The organism is Nocardia flavorosea NBRC 108225 (genome assembly GCF_001613385.1).
Taxonomy (GTDB): domain Bacteria; phylum Actinomycetota; class Actinomycetes; order Mycobacteriales; family Mycobacteriaceae; genus Nocardia; species Nocardia flavorosea.
Genome location: NZ_BDCG01000016.1, coordinates 109,845 through 134,729, shown reverse-complemented (window position 1 = coordinate 134,729; position 24,885 = coordinate 109,845). Strand labels below are relative to the sequence as shown.

Below are 24,885 nucleotides of genomic sequence, written 5' to 3'. Positions count from 1 at the left end.
TCAACCCGCCACTACGTGGCCGGGCCGGATGTGGAGGATCACCCGCTCGACCCCGCGCCGCTCCGCATACGGGTAGGTGTCCCGATCCAGGTACTTGCGCGCCAACCTGTCGAGGAATGCCTTGTGCGGGTCCGGCTCGACCTCGACTACCCGGCCGCGCACTTCCAGGTAGCGGTACGGATCGTCGGGGTCGAGGATCGAGACCGAGACCCGTGGGTCGCGCCGGATATTGCGGTATTTCTGCCGGTCCGTCCCGGTGGATATGAGCAGCTGTCCATCCACGGCGTCATACCACACCGGGTGCGCCTGCGGCGCTCCGTCCGGCCCGAGCGTAGAGAGGTGAGCGAAACTCACCTTGTCGAGCAGATCGATATGACTGTCGGGGATTTCGGCAGTACAGCCCCTTCCACTCCCGGTAAGCCTCTTGATGCTGTCGATGTCGTGATGGGCATCGCGAATGATCTCGGCCATCATCCACTCCTCACTGTCGTGGACCGGACGAGTTCCCGTCCGGCGGCGTGGACGGATTCTCCCCCGAGTCACCGACAGGTGGCCGATATCAGTTGTTCCAGTCGCTCCACACCGGCGCAGGGCCGATGAAGAACACGCCGTAGTCCTCCAGGACGTCGGTGTTCGCGTCGTCGTGGCGGGCGTCCGCCGAACCGACCCCGGTGAAGTAGCCCTCCAGCACGCCCGGAGTGTTGCCGATCAGCACCTCGGCGGTTTCGGTGATCGTCTGAAAAGTGTGCGGGACATTGCGCGGACCGAACACGAAGGCGCCGGGGTCGGCCTCCTGCACCGCGCAACTCTCCAAGGTCGATCCGCCGAGCCAGAACCGCACCCGCCCCGATACCACGGTCCAGAATTCGTCTTCCCGGGTGTGGAAATGCAGCGGCGGCGCGGATTCGGGGTTGAGGGTCATCCGCATCATGGTCAATTGCCCGGCGGTGTCCTGCTCGGTGAGCGACTGCTCGAATTGAGTGTTGTAGTAACCGTATGTCGGCTGCGTCCACGGATTGCGGACGCCACCACGACCGATCGCGGTCATGATCAGCCCTCTTTCATCTTGCGGCGCCGACGATTTCGCCAGCACTACCGACTGTAATCGGCTGTCGTCACCGCGGCAGGGAAACGCCGAAGGGACAGAGGTAACCGCTGGTCCCCGCGGCGCCGTTGCGGCGGAAGCCGGCCCGATACAGCGCGGAGGTGTAGGCATCGCCACGGGTCACCGTCATCGCCGAGTGCCGGCACCGATCAAGGTGGTGGCGTCCAGTTCCCGGATTCCGGCGGTGTCGAGGGAGGTCAGGTAGGCGTCGCGGACTGCGGCAATCTGCGACTCGCCGAGTTCGGTGAGAGCGCCCGCGAACCCCGAGCCGGTGACGAGCAGCCAGGCGATCTCAGGGGTCATCGAGAGCCGTAGTTCGTGTTCGGCGACGGTGACCTCGGTGAGCCCGCGTTCGCCGAGCCAGGCGCGGAACGGGTCCGGCTGATTGAGCTCGTCGACGAGATGCGGTGGCCGCGGCGGTGGCGGTGTCGCGCCGGTGACCGCGGTAACCGCCGCTGCGAGATGTTTACCAGCGGTTTCGACGGCACCACGCCGCCAGATCGTGAACCCGGCCCGGCCGCCCGGACGCACCCGGCTGATCAGGTGTTCGGTTCCGGCGGTCATATCCGGGAAGAAGAAGATCCCCAGCACCACCTGCACCAGGTCGTAGCCGTCGTGCGGCCAGGCGGTGACGTCACCGATATGCGAATGCAGCTGGGGGTAGCCGGACGCCCGCTCCCGCAAGACATCGATCAGCGCTCCCGACAGATCGACCGCATCCACCTCCCCGGCGGGCCCGACGCGCTCCGCGGTGGGCAGCGCCGACGCACCGGTGCCACAGCAGGCGTCGAGCACCCGCTCACCGGAGGCCGGGGCAGTTCGTTCCAACGTCGCCGCGGCGATCGGCCGCCACAGATACTCACCGAGGCGGTCGAAATCGGTGGCCGCGGTATCGAAGGCCCGGGTGGAGCGGTCGTTGACAGACATAGCCGTAACGGTAATGGTTTTCAACTATTCCGGCTACGCCCTCAGCAGCGGACCGCCCGCACATGGACGATCACACAGACACTCTGGCGTCCCACCTATGGATTCGGGTGCGCACATGCCGTTGACTTGCCGCTATGAGCGACGACTCCACCCACCTCACCGCCGCCGATCTCGATTTCCTCGCGCGCCCCCTGCACGGATTCCTCTCCGTCGCCGGGGCAACACAGCCGCCGCAGCCCCGGCCCGTATGGTTCGAGGCCACCGCCGAAGGAACCATCCAGCTCTTCACGGAACCGGACTCGCTGAAGGTGCGCCGGTTGCGCCGCGATCCCCGCGCCTCGATCGTCGTCGCGGCACCGGTGGGCGAGCTCGAACGCTGGGTGTCCATCTCAGGTCGGACCACCATCGAGTCCGACGGCGCGCACGACCTGTGTTCCCGACTCGCCCCGCGCTATTGGAACCTCGACGATCGGGCCCGTGCCGACACCCTCGCCCAGATACTCGCGGGCGATCTGCTCCGCGTCGTCATCCACCCGGATAAAGTGCACCGCTACGCCCTCTGACCACGAATGCACATATCCGGAGGAATCATGAACACTGCCGCTCGCTCGGCGACCCGCCTGCGGCCGCAGCGCTGGACGCCTCCGCCGGCACCCGCACGGGCGAAGCAGAAGGTCAGCACACCACCACTTCCACCGGTACGGCGGATCGAGCTTCCCGGCCCCGGACCGGAAGATGTGGTTCGCGGTGCGGACGGAGCTGTCTATACGGGCCTCGCCACCGGCGAGATCCTGCGCGTCGAGATCGACACCGCAGCGGTCACCGAGGTCGCCGATACCGGCGGCCGCCCGCTCGGACTGCACGCCCGGCAAGATGGTTCACTCCTCGTCTGCGATGCGGAACGTGGCCTGTTGCACTGGCCGGGGCCGGGCCGTCCGGTCGAGGTCCTGGTCGACGCTGTCGACGGCGACCAGCTCGCATTCGCGAGCAACGTCATCGAAGATCCCGCCGACGCAACCATCTACTTCACCGCCTCGTCGACCCGCTGGCCACTGTCGCAATGGCTCGGTGACATTTTCGAGCACACCGGCACGGGCAGATTGCTGCGCCGCACGCCCGCCGGCGCCGTGGACACGCTGCTCGACGACCTGCAATTCGCCAACGGCGTAGCCTTCGCTCCCGACGGGGCATCGCTGATCGTCGCCGAGACCGCTGCCTACCGCCTCAGCCGCTACTGGCTACACGGGCCGAAATCGGGGACGCGCGAGACACTGGTGGACAATCTTCCCGGATTTCCCGACAACATCGCGCTCGGTAGCGATGGGCTGATATGGGTGACACTCGTTTCGCCCCGGAACTCATTCCTCGACTCGCTGCTACCGCGACCGGGATTCCTGCGCACCGCGGCGTGGGCGCTGCCCGACCGATGGAAGCCGGCACCGGTGCGGACCGCGTGGGTGCTCGGCGTGGACGCGTACGGTTCGATCGTCCACGACCTCCAGCGCGACGGCACGGACTACGCCGTGGTCACCGGAGTCGTCGAACACGAGGGAACCTTGATCCTGGGCAGCCTGCACGAGTCGGCCATAGCGGTGACGCGGGTACCGGCCTGATCGACCGCCGATGAAAGAAAGCGGAAGTTCGCTCACCTCGCGTTTGCGGGGGATGGATATGGCCGGGCCCGCCGAGGATACGTGCTCCAACGGTCCGACGATCCCGCGCTTCCGGACGAGGACTGGGCATCGGCGGCGGCGCCACGCTGTATTCCGGCGAATCCGCGAGTTGATCTGATACCGCGCCGTGTTCGACGAGAACGGCCTGCGCGGCCCTTATTTATCCCTGGCCCCCTGGTCGGTGAGCGGCGCCGGATTCCACTGACGATTCTGCGGTTTCGGCAGCGGCACAGAACTCATCGCCGCGGCTCACCGGCACGCTCGAGCCCTGCCCGGGCCACTGTCACCTCGGCTTTTCCGCACCTCACCACCCCGACCGATATCGGTTCGACTCCTCCGGCTTGCCCTGGCCCGCAGAAGATTTCGACATCCGGTCATTGAAACTGTTCAATCGCGCGGTGAGCCGGTTCAATACCGGTTCCAGTGGTGTCAGCAGGCGGTTCGGAACCAGCAACAAGAGCAACAGCAGCCCCGGAACGCCGAACAGAAACACCGGGATGATCGAGGTCAGGCCGTTCAGAACTGATGCGTTCCCGTGGTACACGTACTTTTCGACTCCGCTATCGATCAGCCGTGGCCGCGCGGTCAGCATCTCCCCGGAGTCCGCGTCGTAGATGCCGACCCTGCGGTCCTCGCCGACCACCTCGGCCTCACCGGGGCCCGGAGAATCGCCGCCGGGTCCGAGGAAACTCGTCCCCGCAATGACCTCGACACGCATTTCCTTGCCGTAACCCAGGTAGTAGGCGGCGATATTGATCGGATCCGATCAGAAAGACTACCGCCATAGCGCTCAGCGCAAGGCCTACGACACCACCGACGATGCGCCAGAACCAAAACGGCATATTCCCCCTCCATCGGCCACAGCACCAACTCCGACGGATTCATCGAACCACAGGCCCCGATCGGCCCCCGACCTGAGCGGAGCCTCGAGCACGCAGCGCCGCGTGCCCCCGTGCAACACGTACCGAAGGTCCGGATCGCATCTGTCCAGCATCCGGCTCCGCAAGTAGTACGAACAGCGGTAATAGCTGTATGACACCGATGGCAACCGGTCATGGTGGAATCGATCGTCGAACACATGGCAATATCTGATGGCAGAATCTCGACTAGCAGCAAGGGGGGTCGGGGTTGGTCTACGAGTTCAAGGTCGAGCCCGACGATCTCGACGAGTCGGCACGCCACCTGTGGAGACTGGGACAAGAGAATTCCCAGACCGTCTCATACGCGGAGAAGTGACTGAACGTACAGGAAAGCGGTGGTCTGATATTGACACCGGTGCTCGATCGGCTACAAGAAGTTTGCGAAGAGTTGAAATCGAACTACGAACGCCTGGGATCCGTCACCGATTCTTCGGCGACAGAGTTGATAAATGCTGCGATCATGTACCGGAGTACCGATAACACGACTGCCGCTATTGCAGCAATTATGGCAACAAAAGTCGCAAAGGCGATCAACGATCTGAGCCAATGGGTCGGCGCGGCTCAGGCTTTGGTCGGCGCCATCTCCGCAGGGCTCCTCTCCGCGCTGGAAACAGGGACGATCCCCGACCTGCCCAGCGCATCCTATGACCACCCCGGAGTGCTATGACGAACCGCGAAGAGGAACCGATGCTCGATCTCGCCGGCGGCCATATCGGTATGTCACGTCACCTCAGAAGTGCTCTGAACATCCTCGCCGGCAGTGGACTGGCCCCGGATATGGAAAAGCAACTCCGAGAGATAGCGCAGGGCAACGGGAGTCTGCGCGATCTCCGGCACAGCGAATCATTTCTGCGGCTGAATGATTCGGTGCTTGCGCAGGCGCAGGAAGACCTGCGTGCTCAGACACCGGACGAAAAGAAACGGCTGATCGACGAGGGCAACGCGACCCTCGCAAGCTACCGGCAGCGCGACCCCGACGTCCCGGAGCCGCCACCTCCGGCCGCCCCCGTTCCGCCGCCGGAACCGAGTCCCGCGCCGGCCCCTCCCGGCGCCCTGCCCGGTTCCGCGGCCACAACCGGTCCCGCAGCACCGGGCAATCCCGCACCCGACCGCCGGCAATCATGGCGCGATGTGGTCGTCACCCCGGACGAACCCGACGAGGACGACCTCTACTTCCAGGAGCGACGGCAACGCGGCTGGTTGCAGTGAGCTGGAAGGAGCGGATCGAAGATGTCCGGTACCGCCCCAACGACTATCAGCGGACGTGGTTGCTTTCCGAGCATCCGGGTGGGGCCGTGCGCGAGACACAGTACGCACCGACCGATGTGACCGTATCGCTGCGGCGCCGGGCGGGAGCGCAGGAGTACAAGGACCCGCACTGGTACAAGAGGCGCTGTTCGCCGTTGAGCGTGGCACCGCTCGAGTTGGAGCTCGTACAACCACTGCCGGACGTGTGCACCGCACATGGCCGGCCCGCGGTGTCGCGGCTACTCGTGCGGTCCCTGTTCTACGAGACCACAGTTCACCCCCGGCATCCGCAGGCCGGCCGATCGACGATGAACGGCTCCTCCGGGTCGACGCGCATCCTGATTTCGCGGCCGCCTTTCACTGCCACACTCGAGCGACGGAGAAACCTCGGTGACGAAGAACGAAGCACGGATCGCGATCCGGCACGATGCCGGGGAGGGCGGCGCGCCGTACGCCTCGTTATCGGTGGCCGAACCGGTGCCGGATATCTGCGCCCAGCACGGAAAGCCCGTGTGTAAGCGCCAGGGCGTGCGGGTGAAGTTCGCAACCCGTGAGATCGGCCTCCGGCAGATCACTTATCTGCGGAGCATTCTCGACGGGAAGGGCGCCTTCCGGATTTTCAAGTACCCGAAGGCCGATGTGGAAGTCACCGGCCAGTGGCCGCGCTGCCCACTCTGCCTGGCACGGACGATCTTCTGCCGTGTGCTGGGATCGATCCTGGTGGTGGCCGCGGTGGTGCCGGTCGCCTTGTTCTTCGTCAGAGTCGCGAGCGCGGTGCTGTTCGACCAGATGCCGGATCTCGCGGACAACATCGTGAAAGCGGCGCCCTATGCATTGGTGTACGGGCTCGCATTCACCCGTGGCGCTTTCAGTTTTGCGCGCCCTGTTCTGCGCGCCCGGCTCAGCGATGAGCGCACCGCCCTGGTGGTGACCGCACATCCCGCGTTCATCGCGGCGCTGGACGATCTCGGAAGGCATCCGCGGCCGGTAGCGGCTCCCTCGATCTGGTAGCCACCGCCAAGGCAGGGTAGGCCGGAATCGACAGACACCTGTCCAAAACTAAGTTGCACGCAACTTAGTTGCACGAATCTCGATTGCGTGGCAGTATCATCGGCGTGGAAGAAGACCTGCTGCTGGACTCGCAAGTCTGCTTCGCGCTGTACTCGGCGGCGCGGGTAGCGTCCAACGCCTACCGGGACGGGCTCGGCGAACTCGGGCTCACCTACACCCAATACGTCACTTTGCTGGCGTTGTGGGAGGAGGACGGGATCACCGTCTCGGCGCTGGGCAAACGATTGCGGCTGGACAGCGGGACATTGTCACCGCTGCTACGGCGGCTGCAAACGCTCGGGATCGTCGAGAAACGGCGTGAGGATGCCGACGAGCGACTGGTCACCATCCATCTCACCGAGGCCGGCCGGCGCTTACAGCCGCGGGTCGCCGCGGTGCAGCGCCGAGTTCAGCTCAAGTTCCAGATGTCCCCCGAAGAAGCCGTTCTACTGCGTGATCTCGCCACCCGGTTCTGCGAATCGCAGAACCGGGAAGACAACCAGGAATGAGGAATTCGATGCCCGATATCGCCTACACCGCCGAAGCGATCTCCACCGGCGCCGGCCGCAACGGCCGCACCCGCACTCCGGACGGGCGGATCGATCTGCAACTGGCCATGCCCAAGGAAATGGGTGGCAGCGGTGACGGAGCCAACCCGGAGCAGTTGTTCGCCGCCGGTTACGCCGCCTGCTTCCACTCCGCGCTGCAACTCGTGGCCCGCACGAAGAAGGTCGAAATCGGCGACTCCAGCGTCGGCGCCCGGGTCGGTATCGGGCCCAACGGCAGCGGCGGGTTCGGGCTGGCCGTCACCCTCGAGGTCGTCATCCCCACCCTCGACCATGCCGCCGCCCAGGAACTCGCGGACGCCGCACACCAGGTGTGCCCGTACTCGAACGCGGTCCGCGGCAATATCGACGTCGATGTGGTCGTCACCGACGACTGAGCGAAGCTCGGGTCACCGCGGTCCGGAAACGACAAGATGACCGGCCTTCCGAGGCAGGGTCGCCGGCATCGGCGGGGCCCGATACGGTCGGGGCCATGAGTTCCACGCATTGGACCGCGGCCGAGATGCCCGCGCTCGACGGCCGCACCGTCATCGTCACCGGCGCGAACAGCGGCGTGGGGTTCGGTACCGCCGCCGCGTTCGCCCGCGCCGGGGCGCATACCGTGCTTGCCGTCCGTGACCTCGACCGTGGCACCGAGGCCGCGCGGCGGGTCGGTGGCAGTAACGAGGTGCGCCGGCTCGACCTCGCCGACCTCTCCTCCGTACGCGCGTTCGCCGATGCCTGGGACGGCCCGATCGCGATCCTGGTGAACAACGCCGGGGTCGCGATGGTGCCCGAATCGCGGACGGCGGACGGATTCGAAATGCAGTTCGGCACCAACCATCTCGGACATTTCGCGCTCACCAATCTACTGCTCCCGCATATCACCGACCGCGTGGTGACACTGTCCTCCGGCTTGCACCGCTCGGGCACCATCGACTTCGACGATCTCGATTTCGGGAAACGCGGATACAACCCGGTGAAGGCCTACGCCCGCGCCAAACTCGCGAACCTGCTGTTCACCCTCGAGCTCGAACGCCGGCTGCGAAGGACCGGTTCGGAGATCCGTTCGATGGCGGCGCACCCCGGTTACGCGGCCACCGAACTGGGCACCCGGGACCGTAACAAATACTTGGTCGGGATCGTGCATCTCGCCGGCCGGATCCTCGCCCAGACGCCGGAACAGGCCGCCCGCACCACCTTGTTCGCCGCCACCCAGGACCTTCCCGGAGCAAGCTATGTCGGGCCCGACGGCCGCGGCGAACTCCACGGTTACCCCGCATTGGTCGGCCGTTCGGCCGGAGCGAGTGATGTGCGAACCGCGGAACGGCTGTGGGATGTCTCCGAAGAACTCACCGGGGTCTCGTTCGGCCTCGGCTGAATCGGCCGCCGCATCCGGTGGCACGGTCCGCCTGCGCCGCGGACCGCATCACCGGCATCTGTGCCGCCGTACATCTGGGTAGTCGAAACCGGGCTGGGCCCGCGCCACCGCGGGCGCTCGCTTACGTACGGCGGCCGGACCGGTGGACATTCTCGGCACGTTTTTCGCCGACCCTCACAGATCGCCGGACATCCGCCCGTACACGATCAGCAGGATCACGTTCGACACCGCTATTCCGACGGAAGCCATCCACTGCCTGGGCCCGTCCCTGCGCAGCACGAGCACCGAAGCCGTGGCACCCACGGTGCCCGCCGCGCAATATCCGATCCGCCATCCCAGGTGCTCGGACGTCAGCCCCATCACCAAGGTGAACAACGAGAGCACGATGGACGCCACCAATAGCTCATGGCGTAACCAACCATCGGAAAGCCTGGCGCCCAGCGTCGTTATCGCGGCAACTGCCCGTTCGGTATGTCTAGAACGTCTCGTATCAGCCATGCACGCCCCTTCTCATGAGCGGAGCCGCAATTCACATGCCCCGCTGTGCAACGAACCCGAGCTACCGAAAGCACCGATCGCGAACGCCGATCGTGATCGAACAACGGCGTGATCCGGGCCGTCTCCACCTGCGGCCGAACCGCCTCACAAATTACCGACCACGCTCGCTACCTGGACCTTCTTCGAGATCTTTCGTTCGAGACCGCTCCGCGTTACCGATATCGATCCATCAGGCCCCGGCGGCGATCGCGGCAAACCTCCGGGCGGCCTCGGATAACGAAGAACCTGAACACCTGAAAACGCGCTCGGCGCGGCGCAGTCGAAGGTAACTCGGTCAGGGCATACACGCCTGGGCGATGGAGACGCTGTTCTCGTAGAGATGGTGGCGGGTGATGCGGCCGTTCTCGACGGTCAGCCGCAGGGCGAAAGGGCCTTCGAAGGTTCTTCCGGTGGCGCGGACCCGACCGGCGACATGACCGAACAGAACCGCGTCCGCTCCATCTACCAGGAAAGTGTCGATCTCGGCGCGGGCGTCCTCGGGAACGACATGCGCCATCAGGTCATCGAACTGGGCGGCGCATTCGGCCGCGGTGCGGCGGGGCTTGATCCAGGGCACATCGGGGTTCGCTGCCAGCTGCCAATCGACTTCGTCGGCGAACAGCGCGGTGAGTGCCGCGGTATCGCCCGCGGAGCGGGCCGCGAGAAAACTCTCGACCGTGGTACGGGTGGTCACTGCGGCAGTGGTATCGGTCATCGTGTTCTCCTGGCTTCGTTCCGTGTCACCCGATACTCGCAGCGCTCAGTGCACTGTGGCGATTACCTGAGAGGTAATGGATTCCGTGCAGGACCGGTAATCGCAGCCCCGATGGGACGCGGTCACACCGTGGATGTGTACCCGGTTACCGCCTGGCTTCGAGGGCCTCGTGCAGAGTGGCGGCCCATTGGTGAACGATCTGTTTGCGGCGGGCGGAATCGTCGGTGAGGACATCGGCCAGGCCCAGCCCGCGGGCGAGGTCGAGAGTGGCCTGGACCAGGTGGTGGGTCACCGGGTCGGAATCGTCGACGCCGAGAGCTTCGACGGCGCGGCGGTGGGCGCCGCGGCCGAAGCGGGCCTCCAGTGGAACGATTCGTTCGCGCAGCGCCGGGTCGGCGGCGGCGTGGGTCCACACCTGTAGTGCTGCTTTGAAGAGGGGGCTGGTGTAGGACTCGACCAGACCCGCGACGACGGCTTCGGTGCGGACCGGACCGGATTCACTGACCGCCGCCGTCACTGCCTGGTCCGTGCGGGTGTCGAACATGTAGGTGAGGGCGGCGGTGATCAGGTCTTCCCGGGTGGGGAAATGGTGTTGGGCGGCACCGCGGGAAACCCCGGCCCGTTCGGCGACCACCGAAACCGTTGCAGCGGCCCAGCCCTTCTCGGCCAGACAGTCGATGGTCGCCTCGAGGAGCCGCTGCCGGGTGGCCCGGCTGCGGTCCTGTTTGGGTTCGTGCGGTGTCGCCATAGCGGTCTATTCTGCCGAGCGCGATTCCGCTGCCCGCCCGGCGGAGCCCGCGGAGTCCGATGCGGGCGGTGTCTGTCGCGCGGTGGCGGGCTCGACCGGCGCCGCGTTCGGTTCGGCGGCCCACCGGGGCGGCCGGCGCTGGAGAAACGCCGTCATCCCTTCGATCACTTCCGGTGTACCGAAGAAACGTCCCGAGCGCTGGGCCAATTCCTCCGCGCTGTGGTCGAATTCCGCGAGCACGGGCGCGGTGGTGAGCCGTTTGCTCTCGGCGAGACCCTGGGGTGAGCCCTGCCGGAGTTCGGCCAGCAGACCGGTTGTCGCCGCCGCCGGATCATCGGCGGCGAGGGTGACGAGGCCGATACGTTCGGCGGTATCGGCGTCGAATTTCTCACCTGTCAGGAAGTAGCGGTCGGCGGCGCGGGCAATGAGCTTGGGCAACAGCGTCAGCGAGATGACGAAAGGCGCCAAACCGAGCCGGGCTTCGGTGAGAGCGAAACTGCTGCCGCGGCCCGCGACGGCGATATCGCAGGCCGCGAGCAAACCCATACCGCCGGCCCGGACATGGCCGTCCACCCGGGCGACCACCGGTTTCGGCACCTCCAGGACCGTACGCAGTAACCGGACCATCCACTGGGTGCGGATATCGGCCGCTGCGGCCGGGTCGGCATCCACCGCCTCCTTCAGATCGGCACCTGCACAGAAGGTGTTGCCGGTGTGGGTGAGCACCACACCGCGCACGGCCGCATCGACGGCCGCGCGTTCGAACCCTTCGAGAAGTTGGGTCACCAGTGCGGACGAGATGGCGTTGCGGTTGTGCGGGGAGTCGAGTGTGAGGGTCGCGAAGCCGTCTGCGACGGCATAGCGGACTACACGATCGACATCATCGGTTCCGGTCACGGGAGCCTGCCTTTACGTTCACGCGGTGGAAGATCGGTGGCGCCCCGGCGGTGATGTCGCGCCGGCAGCAGAATCCGCCCAGCCGGCCGACAGGCCGGCGCACCGGGACCCACCGACGATGCGGTCGCGGAGTCCGGCCACGTCATCAGCGGACCTGCCTTTCTTCGGGATCGGCTGGGCGGATATCGCTCAGTAGGACTTCGGCAGCCCGAGCGAATGCTGGGCGACGAAGTTGAGGATCATTTCACGGCTCACCGGGGCGATACGTGCGATCCGGGCCGCACCGAGCATGGCGGCCAGGCCGTATTCGTTGGTGAGTCCGGAACCGCCGTGGGTCTGGATGGCCTGGTCCAGTGCTTTGATACTGGCTTCCGCGGCCGCGTATTTCGCCATATTGGCGGCCTCGGCGGCCCCCATCTCGTCGCCGGCGTCGTAGAGGGTGGCGGCCTTGAGCATCATCAACCGGGCCAGTTCGACCTCGATCTTCACCTGGGCCAGCGGATGCGCGATTCCCTGGTGGGCACCGATCGGGGATTTCCAGACAGTGCGTTCCTTGGCGTATTCGACGGCCCGGTCGATCGCGTAACGGCCGATTCCGACGGCCATGGCCGCACCCATGATGCGTTCCGGGTTGAGGCCCGCGAACAGCTGCATGAGGGCCGCGTCCTCCTTGCCGACGAGGGCGGTGGCGGGCAGCCGGACATCGTCGAGGAACAGGGTGAACTGGTGGTCCGGTTCGATGATGTCCATTTCCTGCGGGGTCTTCTCGAACCCGGGAGCGTCGGTGGGGACGATGAACAGCGCGGGCTTGAGTTTGCCGGTCTTGTGGTCGGAGGTGCGGGCCACGATCAGCACGGCCTCGGCCTGATCGACTCCGGAGATGAAGATTTTGCGGCCGGTGAGCAGCCAGTCGTCACCGTCACGGCGGGCAGTGGTGGTGATCTGATGCGAATTGGAGCCGGCGTCGGGCTCGGTGATACCGAAAACCATTTTGGCCGAACCGTCGGCGAGTTTCGGCAGCCATTCGGACTTCTGCGCGTCGGTGCCGTACTTGGTGATGATGGTGCCGCAGATGGCGGGCGAGACGACCATGAGCAACAGACCGGCACCCTGCGCGGACAATTCCTCCATCACCAGCGCCAGCTCGTACATACCGGCGCCGCCACCACCGTATTCCTCCGGCAGGTTCACGCCGAGGAAACCGAGGCCGCCGGCCTCCTGCCAGAGTTCGTCGAGCGGCTCGTTGTTACGCGCCTTGGGCAGCACATAGTCGCGGTAGCTGTATTTCGCGGCCAGCGCGGCTACGGCGGCTCGCAGCTCTTTGCGTTCGTCGGTTTCGATGAAGCTCATTGTTACTCCTGGTTTCCGGGCTGTTCGTGGTTCTCGGCGGCGGGGTCCACCACGGCGAGTACGGCGCCGACATCCACCTGCTGACCGACCTCGACATCGACCGCGCTGAGCACGCCGTCGGCCGGGGCGGCAATGGTGTGCTCCATCTTCATGGCCTCCAGCCACAGAATGGGCTGACCGGCGCTGACAGTGCTCCCGACCTCGGCACCGAGCCGGATCACACTGCCCGGCATGGGAGCGAGCAGCGATCCGGTGGCGACCTGGTCGGCCGGGTCGGTGAACCGGGGCAGCCGCCGCACGGTGACCGGGCCGAGGGCGGAATCCACGCAGACCAGGTCGTCGTAGCGGGCGACGGCGAACTGGCGGCGCACCGGCCCGTCCGCACCCGGTACGGCGAGGATCACCTGATCGGGTGTGGCCGAGATCAGTTCGAGTCCGGCGAACCCGGCGACCGTCACACCGGTGCGGGTGAATCGGTAGTCGACCTCGTGGGGGCCGCTCGTCCGGCTCTCGTAGGACTTGCGCTGCGATTGCGAGGGCAGGTTTCGCCAGCCGCTGGGCACACCCGCGACCACGGTGGCACGTGCCCGGTTGGCGGCGGATTCGGCGAAAGCGGCAGCGACGATCGACAGTTTCTCGTCGTCCGGGCTCACCAAAGGTTCGGACAGGGTGCCCAGGCCATGGGTGGCGAAGAAGGCGGTATCGGTATCACCCGCCAGGAAGGCGGGATGGCGCAGCACGCGGACCAGCAGGTCACGGTTGGTTACCAGGCCGTGGATCCGGGCCCGTTGCAATGCCCCGGCGAGCAGCCGGGCGGCTTCGTCGCGGGTGCGGCCGTAGGAGATGACCTTCGCCAGCATCGGGTCGTAGTGGACGCTGACCACCGAACCGTCGGCGACACCGGAATCCAGGCGGAGGCCGGGACGTTCGAGCAGGTCGAATTCGGTCGCCACGGAAGGGATCTCGATGCGCTGCACGGTTCCGCTCTGCGGCTGCCAGTCCTGCGCAGGATCCTCGGCATAGAGCCGGACCTCGATCGAATGACCACGCATACGGGGTGCTTGCGCCGGGAGCTGTGCGCCCTGAGCGATTTCCAGCTGGAGCTGGACCAGATCCAGACCGGTGGTGCATTCGGTGACCGGATGCTCGACCTGAAGCCGGGTGTTCATCTCGAGAAAGAAGAACTCCCCGGACTCGTCGGCCAGGAATTCGACTGTTCCGGCACCGGTGTAGCCGATGGCGCCGGCCGCTTGCCGAGCAGCCGCGTACAGCCGGTCACGCATACCGCCGTCTGCCGGTGTACCTGCTACCGCCCGGTGTCCGTCCCCGCCGACTGCTGGTGCGCCGCCGTCGGCCCCCGAGTCCGCTTCGCCCGTGGGCGTCGACTCCGCCGGTCCGTACGGCACATGCCCTTGCGCCCCGGCTGCGGAACCTACGAGATGAGGTTGGTGCGAATCACCGGACCGCGCGGCATCGATACGCTCCACGAGCGGCGACGGCGCCTCCTCGACAACCTTCTGGTGCCGGCGCTGGATCGAACATTCACGCTCGCCCACCGCCCAGATCGTACCGTGGGAATCGGCCATCACCTGGACCTCGATATGGCGGCCGGTTTCGAGGTAACGCTCGCAGAACACCGTCGGGTCGCCGAATGCCGACTCGGCTTCCCGGCGCGCTCCGGCGAGCTGCTCGGGAAGTTCGGCCAGCGTGCGCACCACGCGCATCCCACGACCGCCGCCACCGGCCGAGGCCTTGATCAGGACCGGTAGTTGACCCTCGGTGACCTCGCCGGGGTCGAGTTCGGCCAGCACAGGTACCCCGGCGGCGTCCATCATCTTCTTGGCCGCGACCTTGGAACCCATCTCTTCGATGGCGGTGACGGGCGGGCCGATCCACACCAGTCCGGCGGCTTGTACCGCGCGTGCGAATTCCGCGTTCTCGGAGAGGAAACCGTAACCGGGATGGACCGCATCGGCGCCGGCGGCCTGCGCGGCGGCGAGGATCAGATCGGCGCGCAGATAGGTCTCGGCCGGGGTGTTCCCGGGCAGCCGGACCGCCGCATCCGCCTCTGCCACATGCGGTGATTCCGCGTCGGCGTCGGAGTACACGGCGACGGTGCCGAGTCCCATCCGGCGGCAGGTCGCGAAGACCCGGCGGGCGATCTCGCCCCGGTTGGCCACCAGAACACTGGTGATGAGCTGTGATTGCGTCACGACCGGCCTCACATTCGGAAGACGCCGAAGCCCTCGGCGCCCTGGACAGGTGCAGTGTGGATGGCCGACAGGGCCATACCGAGCACTGTGCGGGTATCGCGCGGGTCGATGACACCGTCGTCGTAGAGCCGCCCGGACATGAACATGGCCAGCGATTCGGCCTCGATCTGCGCTTCCACCATGGCGCGCATCCCGGCATCGGCTTCTTCGTCGAAGGCCTGCCCCCGGGCCTCGGCGGAGGCGCGGCCGACGATGGAGATCACGCCGGCCAGTTGCGCCCCGCCCATCACCGCGGATTTCGCGCTGGGCCAGGCGAATACGAAACGGGGGTCGTAGGCACGACCACACATACCGTAGTGCCCGGCGCCGTAGGAGGAGCCCATGAGCACCGAGATATGCGGGACTTTCGAATTGGAGACCGCGTTGATCATCTGGGCGCCGTGTTTGATGATGCCCTTCTGCTCGTATTCCTTACCGACCATGTAGCCGGTGGTGTTGTGCAGGAACAGCAGCGGGGTGTTCGTCTTGTTGGCCAGCTGGATGAACTGGGTGGCCTTCTGCGATTCCTCGGAGAAGAGCACACCGCGAGCATTGGCGAGAATACCGACCGGGTAGCCGTGCAATTCGGCCCAGCCGGTGACCAGGCTCGAACCGTAGAGCGGTTTGAATTCGTCGAAATCGGAGCCGTCGACGATACGGGCGATCACCTCGCGCGGATCGAACGGAATCTTGAGGTCGGGCGGGACGATACCGAGCAGATCCTCGGGATCGAAAAGCGGTTCCGGTGCCGAAGCCCGGGGCGGCGGGCCTTGTTTCTTCCAGTTCAGCCGTTTGACGATACGCCGCCCGATCCGGATGGCGTCCTGTTCGTCGAGCGCGTAGTAATCGGCGAGACCCGAAACTCGGGCGTGCATATCGGCGCCGCCCAGCGATTCGTCATCGGATTCCTCGCCGGTGGCCATCTTCACCAGCGGTGGACCGCCCAGGAACACCTTGGAGCGTTCCTTGATCATCACGACATGGTCGGACATACCGGGAATGTAGGCGCCGCCCGCGGTGGAGTTGCCGAAAACCAATGCGATGGTGGGTATTCCGGCGGCGGATGCCTGAGTGAGATCGCGGAACATCCGGCCACCCGGGACGAATACCTCTTTCTGCGTGGGCAGGTCGGCACCGCCGGATTCCACCAGCGAGATCACGGGAAGGCGATTCTCACGGATGATGTCATTGACGCGCAGGGTTTTCCGGAGCGTCCACGGATTCGAGGTGCCGCCGCGCACGGTGGGATCGGGCGCGACGATCATGCATTCGACGCCCTCCACCACGCCGATTCCGGTGACCGTACTCGCCCCGACCTGGAATTCGCTGCCCCACGCGGCGAGCGGGCACAGTTCGAGGAACGGCGAATCCTCGTCGATGAGCAGTTCGATCCGCTCGCGGGCGGTCAGCTTGCCGCGTTTGCGGTGCCGAGCCAGTTTCTCCGGACCGCCGCCCGCGACAACCTTCTCGAATTCTGCGGAGACCTCGGCGAGTTTGGCCGTCATCGCCTCGGCCGCCGCCGTGTACTCCGCGGAGGTGGTGTCGAGAGTGCTGCTCAGTATCGTCATGCCTGATACCCCAATCGTTTCGCGGCCAGACCGGTGAGAATTTCGGTGGTACCGCCGCCTATCCCGAGAATTCGCATATCGCGGTACTGGCGTTCCACCTCGGATTCGCGCATATAGCCCAGGCCGCCGAACAATTGCACGGCCTGGTTGGCGACCCACTCCCCGGCCTCGACAGCGGTGTTCTTGGCGAAACAGACCTCGGCGATCAGGTCGGTTTCGCCGGCAGCCGCGCGGGCGGCGACCTCACGGGTGTAGACGCGCGCGACGTCGACGCGGCGCGCCATCTCGGTGACGGTGTTCTGCACGGACTGCCGGCTGATGAGCGGGCGGCCGAAGGTCTCCCGCTGACGCACCCAATCCAAGGTGAGGTCCAGGCAGCGCTGCGCACTCGAATACGCCTGTACGGCCAAGCCCACCCGCTCACTGACGAAGGCCGCCGCGATCTGCAGAAATCCGGAATTCTCCGGACCCACCAGGTTCGCCACCGGCACTCGCACATCCTCGTACGACAGCTCGGCGGTATCGGAGGCGCGCCAGCCCATCTTGTCCAGCTTCCGGCCGACGGTGAAACCGGGTGTGCCCTTCTCCACCACCAGCAGCGATACCCCGGACGAGCCCGGGCCGCCGGTGCGTACGGCGGTCACCACGAAATCGGCCCGGCAACCGGAGGTGATGTAGGTTTTGGCGCCGTTGACGATGTAGTGGTCGCCGTCGCGGCGCGCGCTGGTGGTGAGGTGGCCGACATCGGAACCGCCCCCGGGTTCGGTGATCGCCAGGGAGCCGATCTTATCGCCGGCCAGGGTCGGTTTCACCCAGCGGTCGATCTGTTCGGGATCGCCCGCGGCGATGAGATGCGGGACGGCGATACCGCAGGTGAACAGCGAGGCGAAAAGTCCGCCGGAAACGCCCGCGTAGTGCAGTTCCTCGCAGACGATCGCCCCGTCGATCCCGTCTCCGCCGGCGCCACCCACGGCCTCCGGGAACTGGATACCGAGCAGACCCAGCGCCCCGGCCTTCTTGTGCAGGTCTCGCGGGATCTCGCCGTCACGCTCCCAATCGTCCAGATACGGCAGGATCTCGCGCTCGGCGAACGCGCGGACGGTAGCGCGCAATTCGCGGCGTTCGGGCGTGTTCCAGACAGTGCTCATGGCAGCAGCTCCGACGGTATATCGATATGGCGGGACCGCAGCCATTCGCCGAGGCCCTTGGCCTGCGGATCGAAACGGGCCTGATAGGCCACGCCTTCGCCGAGCAGACCGGTGATCAGAAAATTGAGCGCCCGCAGATTGGGCAGAACATGCCGGGCCACCTCGAGCCCGGCGGTTTCCGGCAACAGTTCACGCAGGCGGTCGACGGTGAGAGTATGCACCAGCCAGCGCCATTGTTCGTCGGTGCGGGCCCATACGCCGATATTGGCGTCACCGCCCTTGTCGCCGCTGCGGGCCATCGCGATACTGCCGAGCGGAACACGCTTCGTGGGCGCGGCCGGGAGCGGTTCGGGGAGTTCGGGTTCGGGCACCTCGGCGAGTTCCCGGGTTTCCGAGGGAGCACCCAGCAGGACCCGGCAGCCGGTGGGCCGCACCGCGGTATGCGCAACCTCGGCCGCATCGACGAAACCAGGGCGGTACACACCGTAGGGCGAACCGTTGCCGGGCGGGGTGGTGAAACTACAGCCCGGATAACTGGCCAGCGCGAGTTCCACGGCGACGCTGGAGAAAGCGCGGCCCACCTTGTTCGGATCGGGGTCGCGGACCACGCAGCGCAGCAGAGCGCTCGCCTGCTCCTCGGTCTCGGCATCGGGGCGGTCGAGCCGGGCCAGGGTCCAGTCGAGTTCGGCGGGACGCTGCGGTAGCCAGGATTCCAGCTGCCGCTGCGCCAGTTCGGCTTTCGCCTCGATATCGAGCCCGGTGAGGATGAATTCCATCTCGTTGCGGAAACCCCCCAGCGTGTTCAGCGAAACCTTGAGCTGCGGCGGTGGCGGCTCACCCCGGACTCCGCTGATCAGTACGCGATCCGGCCCGTCCGCCGACAGCTCGACGGTATCGAGCCGGGTGGTCACATCGGGTCCGGCATAGCGCGCACCCTGGATCTCGTACATGAGCTGCGCGGCGACCGTATCGACCGTGACCGCACCGCCGCTGCCCGCATGCTTGGTGATCACACTGCTGCCGTCCGCCCGGATCTCGGCAAGCGGGAAACCCGGCCGGCCCAGATCGGGCAGCTCGGTGAAGAATGCGAAGTTACCGCCGGTGGCCTGAGTGCCGCATTCGATCACATGACCGGCCACCACGGCACCGGCGAGCCGATCGTAATCGGTACGCTGCCAGCCGAAATGGGCGATCGCCGGGCCAACGACCACCGAGGCGTCGGTGACCCGGCCGGTGACCACCACATCCGCGCCTGCGGTGAGACAGTCGGCGATACCGCAGGCGCCGAGGTAGGCGTTGGCGGTCAGCGGAGAGCCCAGCCCGAGTTCCGCGGCGCGGTCGAGCAGGTCGTCGCCCTCGACGAAACCGACCTGCACGTCCAGCCCGAGCCGGGCGGCCAGTTCGCGCACCTTTTCCGCCAGCCCGGCGGGGTTCAGGCCACCCGCGTTCGTGACGATCTGCACCTTGCGTTCCAGCGCCAGGCCGAGACAATCCTCGAGCTGGCGAAGGAAGGTTTTGGCATACCCCAGCCCGGGATCCTTCATCCGGTCGCGCCCCAGGATCAGCATGGTCAGTTCGGCGAGATAGTCGCCGGTGAGCACGTCGAGCTGCCCACCCTCGAGCATTTCGCGCATGGCTGTCAGCCGGTCACCGTAGAACCCGGAACAGTTGCCGATCCGGATCACGTCCGGATTATCGGCCAGAGCACTCATCAGCGGTTACGCCTCCTACCGCTACGGGCGGGAAAGCGCGCCCGGGCTGTTGGTGTACGAGTTCAGCATCACAGGCGGCCGGAAAAAAATCAAGCACGCGTGCTTGTTAAATCCGCTGGCTCCTGCCCGGCCGCGTCCACCCGGGGCGACCAGGCACAATGGGTTGCCGTGTCCACCGATGTCGCCGTAGTGCTCCTGTTCACCCTCGCCGGATTCCTGATCGGCGGCGCCTACACCACCTGGAAGACCACCCGCCCCCTCTCGATCAGCCTTGGGATAGCCGCGGTGCTCGCGGCAGCGGGCGCGGTCCTCTGGTTACTGTGAGGACGCAGTTGCCCCCGGCGGGATGGTCGCCAAAGTAGTTCCGTTGCGGGTTCCCGCCGCCGGCTGCGGCACCGGCGCGGTGATCGGCGCCGTGCGGAGCGAACTGACCAGCGCCAGGCTCCCGGTCGCCGGGCGGCGCGCCCGCCCGAACCGCAACCGGCGAACCCGGTCGGGGGTTCATCGAGGACACCGGCGACGATTTCTACGCCGGACTCCGCGAAGTGCGCGGGGCAGCGCGACCTGTGCTCGGTCCATCGAACAAGTAATCGCTGCCGGGGAGGTTTCCGGCGGCGGCCGATGGGGCAGTCCTCGACAGGTGTCCAGGAACCGCCCCGCCGCTCTCGGCGACCGGCAGCCTCCTCGACCCTGCCGATACGCCGGTCCTGCCCATCTGCGCCGGGCGGGACCGGCGTACCGACACAATGGGCGGACAGCGCGACGCTGAGCGGTAGCGCTGACGGCTTGTCGCACCGGCAGCCACCCAGCTGAGCCCCGCGATCCTTCGGTCAGTCCGCCAGCAGTGCGGACTTCAACTCCCGGGCCGCCGCCTCCGGATCGTCGGCCGCGGTGATCGCCCGCACCACCACCACCCGCTCCGCGCCCGCGGCCCGGACCTCCGGCAGCGTCGAGCCGTCGATACCGCCGATGGCGAACCACGGTCGCGCCGGCGCGGCCTCGGCGGTTTCGCGCACCAGTGCCAAACCCGCCGGTTCACGACCCGGTTTCGTGGGCGTCGCCCACACCGGGCCCGTGCAGAAGTAGTCGAGATGTTCGTCGGCGGCGGCCAGGCGAGCCTGTTCACGGTCTCGCGTGGAGCGGCCGATCACCACATCCGGGCCCAGAATCCGGCGGGCGTACCACGGCGGGAGGTCCTGCTGCCCCAAGTGCAGCACGTCGGCCGCCGCGGCCAGGGCGATATCCGCGCGGTCGTTCACGGCCAGCAACGCGCCGTGGCGGCGGGTGGCGGCACGTAGTTCGGCGAGCGCCGCGAGTTCGCCCATGGCCTCCAGCGGCCCGAACTGCTGCTCCCCGGGCGACCCCTTGTCGCGTAGCTGGATGATATCGACACCACCGGCCAGCGCCGCATCCGCGAACGCGGCCAGATCGCCCTTCTCCCGGCGGGCGTCGGTGCACAGGTACAGCCGGGCGGTCGCGAGACGATCGCGCGGCGGAAGCTGTCGGCGAGCAGAGGACGGTTGCACAACTGCCACCGTAACCGCGCTAACGTGGAAATGTTGCAGGAGGTGGAACTAGTGCGAACATCCGCGACCGTCGCCGTGGTCGGTGGCGGTGTGATCGGGCTCGGCGTGGCGTGGCGGGCCGCGGAAGCGGGCTGGTCGGTGACCCTCTTCGACCCGGCGGTCGGCAGCGGCGCCTCATGGGTTGCCGGTGGGATGCTCGCACCCCTGTCCGAAGGCTGGCCGGGTGAGGACGATGTGCTCGCGTTCGGGGCGGCGGCGCTGGCCCACTGGCCGGATTTCGCGGCCCGGCTGGCGGCGGTCACGGGAGTCGATGTCTTCGTGGCCGGGGAAACGCTGACCATCGCCCAGGACGGCGCGGACGCCGCCGATCTGCACACCATCGCCGACTGGGTGAACGGGCACGGGCACGACCTGCGCCTCCTGGACCGCGCCGGGGTGCGGGCACTGGAACCCGCGCTGGCCCGCACCGTGCGGGCCGGGTTACTCGCCACCGCCGAACCCGCCATCGACAACCGGCGGCTGGTCACCGCGCTGCGCAAGGCCGCCGATGACGCCGGTGTCACCGTACGGCCGGAACGGGTTCGCGATCTCACCGAACTCGACCACAGCCGGATCGTGCTCGCCGCCGGGGCCGCATCGGCGGCGCTCTGGCCGGGGCTGCCGGTGCGGCCGGTGAAGGGCGAGATCCTGCGTCTGCGGCAGCGTCCGGGGACGCAACCGCCACCCACCCGTGTGGTCCGGGCCCGGATCCACGGGCGGCCCGTGTACTTCGTGCCGCGCGACGACGGCGTGGTGGTGGGTGCGACCCAATACGAGGCGGGTTTCGACACCGCCGTCACCGTCGCCGGGGTCCGCGATCTCATTGCCGACGCCGAAGCCGTGCTCCCCGGGATAGGCGAATACGAACTGACCGAGGCGAGCGCCGGATCCCGGCCGGGCACCCCGGACAATCTTCCACTGATCGGCCGGCTGTCCGACCACGTGATCGCCGCCACCGGGCACGGCCGCAATGGCATGCTGACCAGTGCGCTCACGGCTGATGCTGTTCTCGCCGAACTCGGCGGACAACCGCTGCCCGAAGTCGCGACGGCCGATCCGCACCGTTTCGGTGCGTCCACATCTTCAGGAGGTAATCGATGACAGTGTCATCAGCATCGGGGTCACCCGCGGCCGGGTCGCAGGTCCCGATCGGTGTCACGGTGAACGGCACCGATCACGAATTCACCGCCCCGCTCACCGTCCGGGAACTGCTGGAACGGCTGGAACTGCCGTGCCAGGGTGTGGCGCTCGCAGTGGACGGCGCGGTGTTCCCGAAATCACGCTGGAACGAACCGGTCGGGCGCGGCTGGGAGATCGACGTGCTGACGGCGGTCCAGGGTGGCTGACGAACCGTTGCGGATCGCCGGCCGCACCTTCGGCTCCCGGCTGATCATGGGCACCGGCGGGGCGGAGAACCTGACGGTGCTGGAGGAGGCGCTGCTCGCCTCCGGAACCGAACTGACCACCGTGGCCATGCGCCGCGTCGACTCCGCCGGCGGTACCGGCGTACTCGATCTGCTGAAACGCCTCGATATCGCCCCCCTGCCCAATACCGCGGGCTGCCGCACAGCCGCCGAAGCGGTGCTCACCGCGCAGCTGGCGGCCGAGGCGCTGGGTACGAACTGGGTCAAACTCGAGGTGATCGCCGACGAGCGCACCCTGCTGCCCGACCCCATCGAACTCCTCGACGCCGCCGAACAGCTGGTCGACGCCGGCTTCACGGTACTGCCGTACACCAACGACGACCCGGCCCTGGCCCGGCGGCTCGAGGATGCGGGGTGCGCGGCGGTGATGCCGCTGGGCGCGCCGATCGGTACCGGGCTGGGGATCGGGAATCCGCACAATATCGAGATGATCGTGAGCCGCGCACAGGTGCCGGTGATCCTGGACGCCGGTATCGGCACCGCCAGCGATGCCGCGCTCGCCATGGAACTCGGCTGCTCCGCCGTCCTGCTCGCGACCGCGGTGACCCGTGCCCGCAACCCGGCGCTGATGGCCGCCGCCATGGCGGATGCAGTACGGGCCGGGCACCGGGCGCGCGAGGCGGGCCGCATACCGAAACGGTTCTGGGCTCAGGCCTCGTCGCCCGGGCTGTAGAGCGGCGCGGCGCGGATGGTGAATTACACCTTGGACATTCAAGGGCCTCGACTGAACAGTCACAGTGACTGTTGACCGGTCAAACCTTGATATTCGCCCACTTCGCGAAGCGGGTCAGGGGATCGGTCCCCCGGCGGGAATGAGCCAGGGCACGCACGGTCTCGTGTACCTGAGGGTGGTTGCGGGTCAGTTCTGGGGCCGCGGCCCGCGCCTTCTCCAGGCTTGCCAGCGCTCGCTGTTTGTTCCCATACAGCAGCCACGCCCGAGACAGGTCGATGTAGTGGTGCCCGACCCGGGACGGCGCGACCGAGGACGGTAGTTGTATCCCCTCGGCGCGTGAAACCGCAGTCGTGTAGTTCGACAGTTCGACCGGGACGGCCACGGAATGTATGTCGACATTCGATGGACGGAAGCCGGTCCCGTAGTTGCGGTAGCTCCTCCCGGTGACGGCCGCCGCGATACTCCGGGCCTCGCTCAGATGTGATTCCGCAGTGTCGGAGTCGAGTGCACGGGCGGACAGAATCGCCCCCCGTAGGTGCAACGCGCCACGCACAGCCAGCAGATCCGGCGTTGTCTCCAGTTGCTCGCTGGCGGAGTAGGCACGTTCGATGATCCGTTGCCCGCCGGTGTAGGCGCCGGAGGACAACAGGATCAACGCCCGGTTGTACTCGGCCGCGATCGGCCACACCTGGTCTCCGCTGCGGTCGGCAGCCCGCACGCAGCGTTCGGCAGCCAGCCCGGCGAGGTCGAGGTAGCCGTACTGGTAGGCGAACAGCATCGCCTTGCTGTAGGCGTAGGCAAGGGCCGCGTGGATTTCCTCGAGCTGGCGTCCCGGGGCTTTGTCATCGGCAAGTAGGTGCAGGCCGCGGATCACGTCGGGGAGATCGGCCGTGAGGTCGCTGTATCGCGCACGGCGCATCCCCTCTCGCACGCGGTCCAACATGGTGGTGAGTTCACCGAAGGTGAGCGGTATCGCGGGTGGTTCGTCGTCGAATGCCACTATCGCGCGCCGTAGCTCGGGGATGGTGGCATGAGCACCCGCATCGTTCTGTTCGGGCCGGTACGGCTGGCCGGTCAAATCCGCGATTCCGACGCCCAGGACACGGGCGACGGCTGCGATGAACGCGGGTGAGGCCGGCCGAGAGCCTTGCTCGACCTTCCGCAACAGTGACAGCGACACGTTCGCTTTCATCGCAAGCTGCGGTTGTGTGAGTCGCGCGAGTTTGCGTGCCCTGGCGGTCCGCGCGCCGACGCTCACGTCGTCCATATACCAACGGTGCCACAGGTTGTGGCACTTCGCAGGCGCCCCGCGAGACAGGGTTGAACCAGCCCTGCCGGCCAGGTTGGCCCCGACGCCCCGGCGGGGATACCAATCGGCCGTTCGGGGACGCAAGGGGTGTGGAGTGGTCGGGGAATGGCTTACAGATTCGCGGACATTGCGTCGCGT

At 66.9% G+C, this 24,885-nt stretch carries 27 protein-coding genes; 12 read left to right on the top strand and 15 right to left on the bottom strand.

Annotated features, from left to right (window positions below):
* The 3 genes from NFL01S_RS20880 to NFL01S_RS20870 form a co-directional block, all read right to left on the bottom strand.
* Complete coding sequence (locus NFL01S_RS20880; RefSeq protein WP_084493115.1) at nucleotides 1-471, bottom strand: PPOX class F420-dependent oxidoreductase; 471 nt, start codon at nucleotides 469-471, stop codon at nucleotides 1-3.
* Nucleotides 472-559: 88 nt separating this feature from the next.
* Nucleotides 560-1,048: a cupin domain-containing protein gene (locus NFL01S_RS20875; protein WP_062978183.1), complete on the bottom strand. Its 489-nt coding sequence runs from the start codon at nucleotides 1,046-1,048 to the stop codon at nucleotides 560-562.
* A 183-nt stretch (nucleotides 1,049-1,231) separates the two neighbouring features.
* Nucleotides 1,232-2,032, bottom strand: a complete 801-nt coding sequence (locus NFL01S_RS20870) for a class I SAM-dependent methyltransferase (RefSeq protein ID WP_062977790.1) — start codon at nucleotides 2,030-2,032, stop codon at nucleotides 1,232-1,234.
* Nucleotides 2,033-2,166: 134 nt separating this feature from the next.
* On the opposite strand from NFL01S_RS20870, the gene NFL01S_RS20865 reads away from it, so the two are divergent.
* A complete protein-coding gene (locus NFL01S_RS20865) occupies nucleotides 2,167-2,595 on the top strand; it encodes a pyridoxamine 5'-phosphate oxidase family protein (protein ID WP_062977786.1) in 429 nt (142 codons plus the stop codon).
* Nucleotides 2,596-2,622: 27 nt separating this feature from the next.
* The gene (locus NFL01S_RS20860) at nucleotides 2,623-3,645 is read left to right on the top strand and encodes an SMP-30/gluconolactonase/LRE family protein (protein WP_084493031.1); all 1,023 of its coding nucleotides are present in this window, start codon (nucleotides 2,623-2,625) and stop codon (nucleotides 3,643-3,645) included.
* Nucleotides 3,646-4,009: 364 nt separating this feature from the next.
* Here NFL01S_RS20860 and NFL01S_RS20855 read toward each other — a convergent pair whose 3' ends face one another.
* Nucleotides 4,010-4,423: a hypothetical protein gene (locus tag NFL01S_RS20855; protein WP_062977784.1), complete on the bottom strand. Its 414-nt coding sequence runs from the start codon at nucleotides 4,421-4,423 to the stop codon at nucleotides 4,010-4,012.
* 557 nt (nucleotides 4,424-4,980) lie between these two features.
* On the opposite strand from NFL01S_RS20855, the gene NFL01S_RS20850 reads away from it, so the two are divergent.
* The 6 genes from NFL01S_RS20850 (at nucleotide 4,981) to NFL01S_RS20820 (ending at nucleotide 8,849) form a co-directional block, all read left to right on the top strand.
* On the top strand, nucleotides 4,981-5,292 hold the full coding sequence (locus NFL01S_RS20850; protein ID WP_157116765.1) for a hypothetical protein: 312 nt from the start codon (nucleotides 4,981-4,983) through the stop codon (nucleotides 5,290-5,292).
* On the top strand, nucleotides 5,289-5,834 hold the full coding sequence (locus tag NFL01S_RS20845) for a hypothetical protein (RefSeq protein WP_062977780.1): 546 nt from the start codon (nucleotides 5,289-5,291) through the stop codon (nucleotides 5,832-5,834). Before NFL01S_RS20850 ends, NFL01S_RS20845 begins: the two co-directional genes overlap by 4 nt.
* A gap of 429 nt (nucleotides 5,835-6,263) precedes the next feature.
* Entirely contained in the window at nucleotides 6,264-6,884 is a 621-nt protein-coding gene (locus tag NFL01S_RS20835; RefSeq protein WP_157116763.1) for a hypothetical protein, read from the top strand.
* Nucleotides 6,885-6,967: 83 nt separating this feature from the next.
* Entirely contained in the window at nucleotides 6,968-7,432 is a 465-nt protein-coding gene (locus tag NFL01S_RS20830) for a MarR family winged helix-turn-helix transcriptional regulator (protein WP_245670813.1), read from the top strand.
* An 8-nt stretch (nucleotides 7,433-7,440) separates the two neighbouring features.
* On the top strand, nucleotides 7,441-7,866 hold the full coding sequence (locus NFL01S_RS20825; protein WP_033246407.1) for an organic hydroperoxide resistance protein: 426 nt from the start codon (nucleotides 7,441-7,443) through the stop codon (nucleotides 7,864-7,866).
* 95 nt (nucleotides 7,867-7,961) lie between these two features.
* Nucleotides 7,962-8,849, top strand: coding sequence for an oxidoreductase (locus NFL01S_RS20820; protein WP_062977772.1), 888 nt, complete (start codon nucleotides 7,962-7,964; stop codon nucleotides 8,847-8,849).
* A 174-nt stretch (nucleotides 8,850-9,023) separates the two neighbouring features.
* Here NFL01S_RS20820 and NFL01S_RS20815 read toward each other — a convergent pair whose 3' ends face one another.
* From NFL01S_RS20815 to NFL01S_RS20775, 9 genes are all read right to left on the bottom strand, one after another.
* A complete protein-coding gene (locus NFL01S_RS20815; RefSeq protein ID WP_157116761.1) occupies nucleotides 9,024-9,347 on the bottom strand; it encodes a hypothetical protein in 324 nt (107 codons plus the stop codon).
* 334 nt (nucleotides 9,348-9,681) lie between these two features.
* Nucleotides 9,682-10,101 carry a nuclear transport factor 2 family protein gene (locus NFL01S_RS20810; RefSeq protein WP_062977768.1) on the bottom strand — a complete coding sequence of 140 codons (420 nt, stop codon included), beginning with the start codon at nucleotides 10,099-10,101 and terminating at the stop codon, nucleotides 9,682-9,684.
* 145 nt (nucleotides 10,102-10,246) lie between these two features.
* Nucleotides 10,247-10,849, bottom strand: coding sequence for a TetR/AcrR family transcriptional regulator (locus NFL01S_RS20805; protein ID WP_062977766.1), 603 nt, complete (start codon nucleotides 10,847-10,849; stop codon nucleotides 10,247-10,249).
* 6 nt (nucleotides 10,850-10,855) lie between these two features.
* Nucleotides 10,856-11,746, bottom strand: a complete 891-nt coding sequence (locus tag NFL01S_RS20800) for an enoyl-CoA hydratase family protein (RefSeq protein ID WP_084493029.1) — start codon at nucleotides 11,744-11,746, stop codon at nucleotides 10,856-10,858.
* A gap of 189 nt (nucleotides 11,747-11,935) precedes the next feature.
* Nucleotides 11,936-13,096, bottom strand: coding sequence for an acyl-CoA dehydrogenase family protein (locus NFL01S_RS20795; RefSeq protein WP_062977764.1), 1,161 nt, complete (start codon nucleotides 13,094-13,096; stop codon nucleotides 11,936-11,938).
* A 2-nt stretch (nucleotides 13,097-13,098) separates the two neighbouring features.
* Complete coding sequence (locus NFL01S_RS20790; RefSeq protein WP_062977762.1) at nucleotides 13,099-15,309, bottom strand: acetyl/propionyl/methylcrotonyl-CoA carboxylase subunit alpha; 2,211 nt, start codon at nucleotides 15,307-15,309, stop codon at nucleotides 13,099-13,101.
* An 8-nt stretch (nucleotides 15,310-15,317) separates the two neighbouring features.
* The gene (locus NFL01S_RS20785) at nucleotides 15,318-16,916 is read right to left on the bottom strand and encodes an acyl-CoA carboxylase subunit beta (protein ID WP_062977760.1); all 1,599 of its coding nucleotides are present in this window, start codon (nucleotides 16,914-16,916) and stop codon (nucleotides 15,318-15,320) included.
* Entirely contained in the window at nucleotides 16,913-18,064 is a 1,152-nt protein-coding gene (locus NFL01S_RS20780) for an acyl-CoA dehydrogenase family protein (RefSeq protein ID WP_062977758.1), read from the bottom strand. The genes NFL01S_RS20785 and NFL01S_RS20780 overlap by 4 nt, the downstream gene beginning before the upstream one ends.
* Nucleotides 18,061-19,776 carry an acyclic terpene utilization AtuA family protein gene (locus NFL01S_RS20775; protein ID WP_062977756.1) on the bottom strand — a complete coding sequence of 572 codons (1,716 nt, stop codon included), beginning with the start codon at nucleotides 19,774-19,776 and terminating at the stop codon, nucleotides 18,061-18,063. Before NFL01S_RS20775 ends, NFL01S_RS20780 begins: the two co-directional genes overlap by 4 nt.
* Nucleotides 19,777-19,944: 168 nt before the next feature.
* Between NFL01S_RS20775 and NFL01S_RS36140 the strand changes: the two genes are divergently transcribed.
* Nucleotides 19,945-20,100 (top strand): CG2302 family histidine operon protein, encoded by a 156-nt coding sequence (locus tag NFL01S_RS36140; protein ID WP_168433890.1) that lies wholly within the window; start codon nucleotides 19,945-19,947, stop codon nucleotides 20,098-20,100.
* Between the two features lie 506 nt (nucleotides 20,101-20,606).
* On the opposite strand, the gene thiE is transcribed toward NFL01S_RS36140, so the two are convergent.
* A complete protein-coding gene (thiE, locus tag NFL01S_RS20770) occupies nucleotides 20,607-21,302 on the bottom strand; it encodes a thiamine phosphate synthase (RefSeq protein WP_062977754.1) in 696 nt (231 codons plus the stop codon).
* 51 nt (nucleotides 21,303-21,353) lie between these two features.
* Between thiE and thiO the strand changes: the two genes are divergently transcribed.
* From thiO to NFL01S_RS20755, 3 genes are read left to right on the top strand one after another with little or no spacing between them, the layout of a single operon-like run.
* Complete coding sequence (gene thiO / locus NFL01S_RS20765) at nucleotides 21,354-22,442, top strand: glycine oxidase ThiO (protein ID WP_245670812.1); 1,089 nt, start codon at nucleotides 21,354-21,356, stop codon at nucleotides 22,440-22,442.
* The gene (gene thiS / locus NFL01S_RS20760; RefSeq protein ID WP_062977752.1) at nucleotides 22,439-22,687 is read left to right on the top strand and encodes a sulfur carrier protein ThiS; all 249 of its coding nucleotides are present in this window, start codon (nucleotides 22,439-22,441) and stop codon (nucleotides 22,685-22,687) included. Before thiO ends, thiS begins: the two co-directional genes overlap by 4 nt.
* Nucleotides 22,680-23,438 carry a thiazole synthase gene (locus NFL01S_RS20755; protein WP_062977750.1) on the top strand — a complete coding sequence of 253 codons (759 nt, stop codon included), beginning with the start codon at nucleotides 22,680-22,682 and terminating at the stop codon, nucleotides 23,436-23,438. Before thiS ends, NFL01S_RS20755 begins: the two co-directional genes overlap by 8 nt.
* A gap of 79 nt (nucleotides 23,439-23,517) precedes the next feature.
* On the opposite strand, the gene NFL01S_RS20750 is transcribed toward NFL01S_RS20755, so the two are convergent.
* A complete protein-coding gene (locus tag NFL01S_RS20750; protein WP_062977748.1) occupies nucleotides 23,518-24,705 on the bottom strand; it encodes a helix-turn-helix domain-containing protein in 1,188 nt (395 codons plus the stop codon).
* Nucleotides 24,706-24,885: the final 180 nt, after the last annotated feature.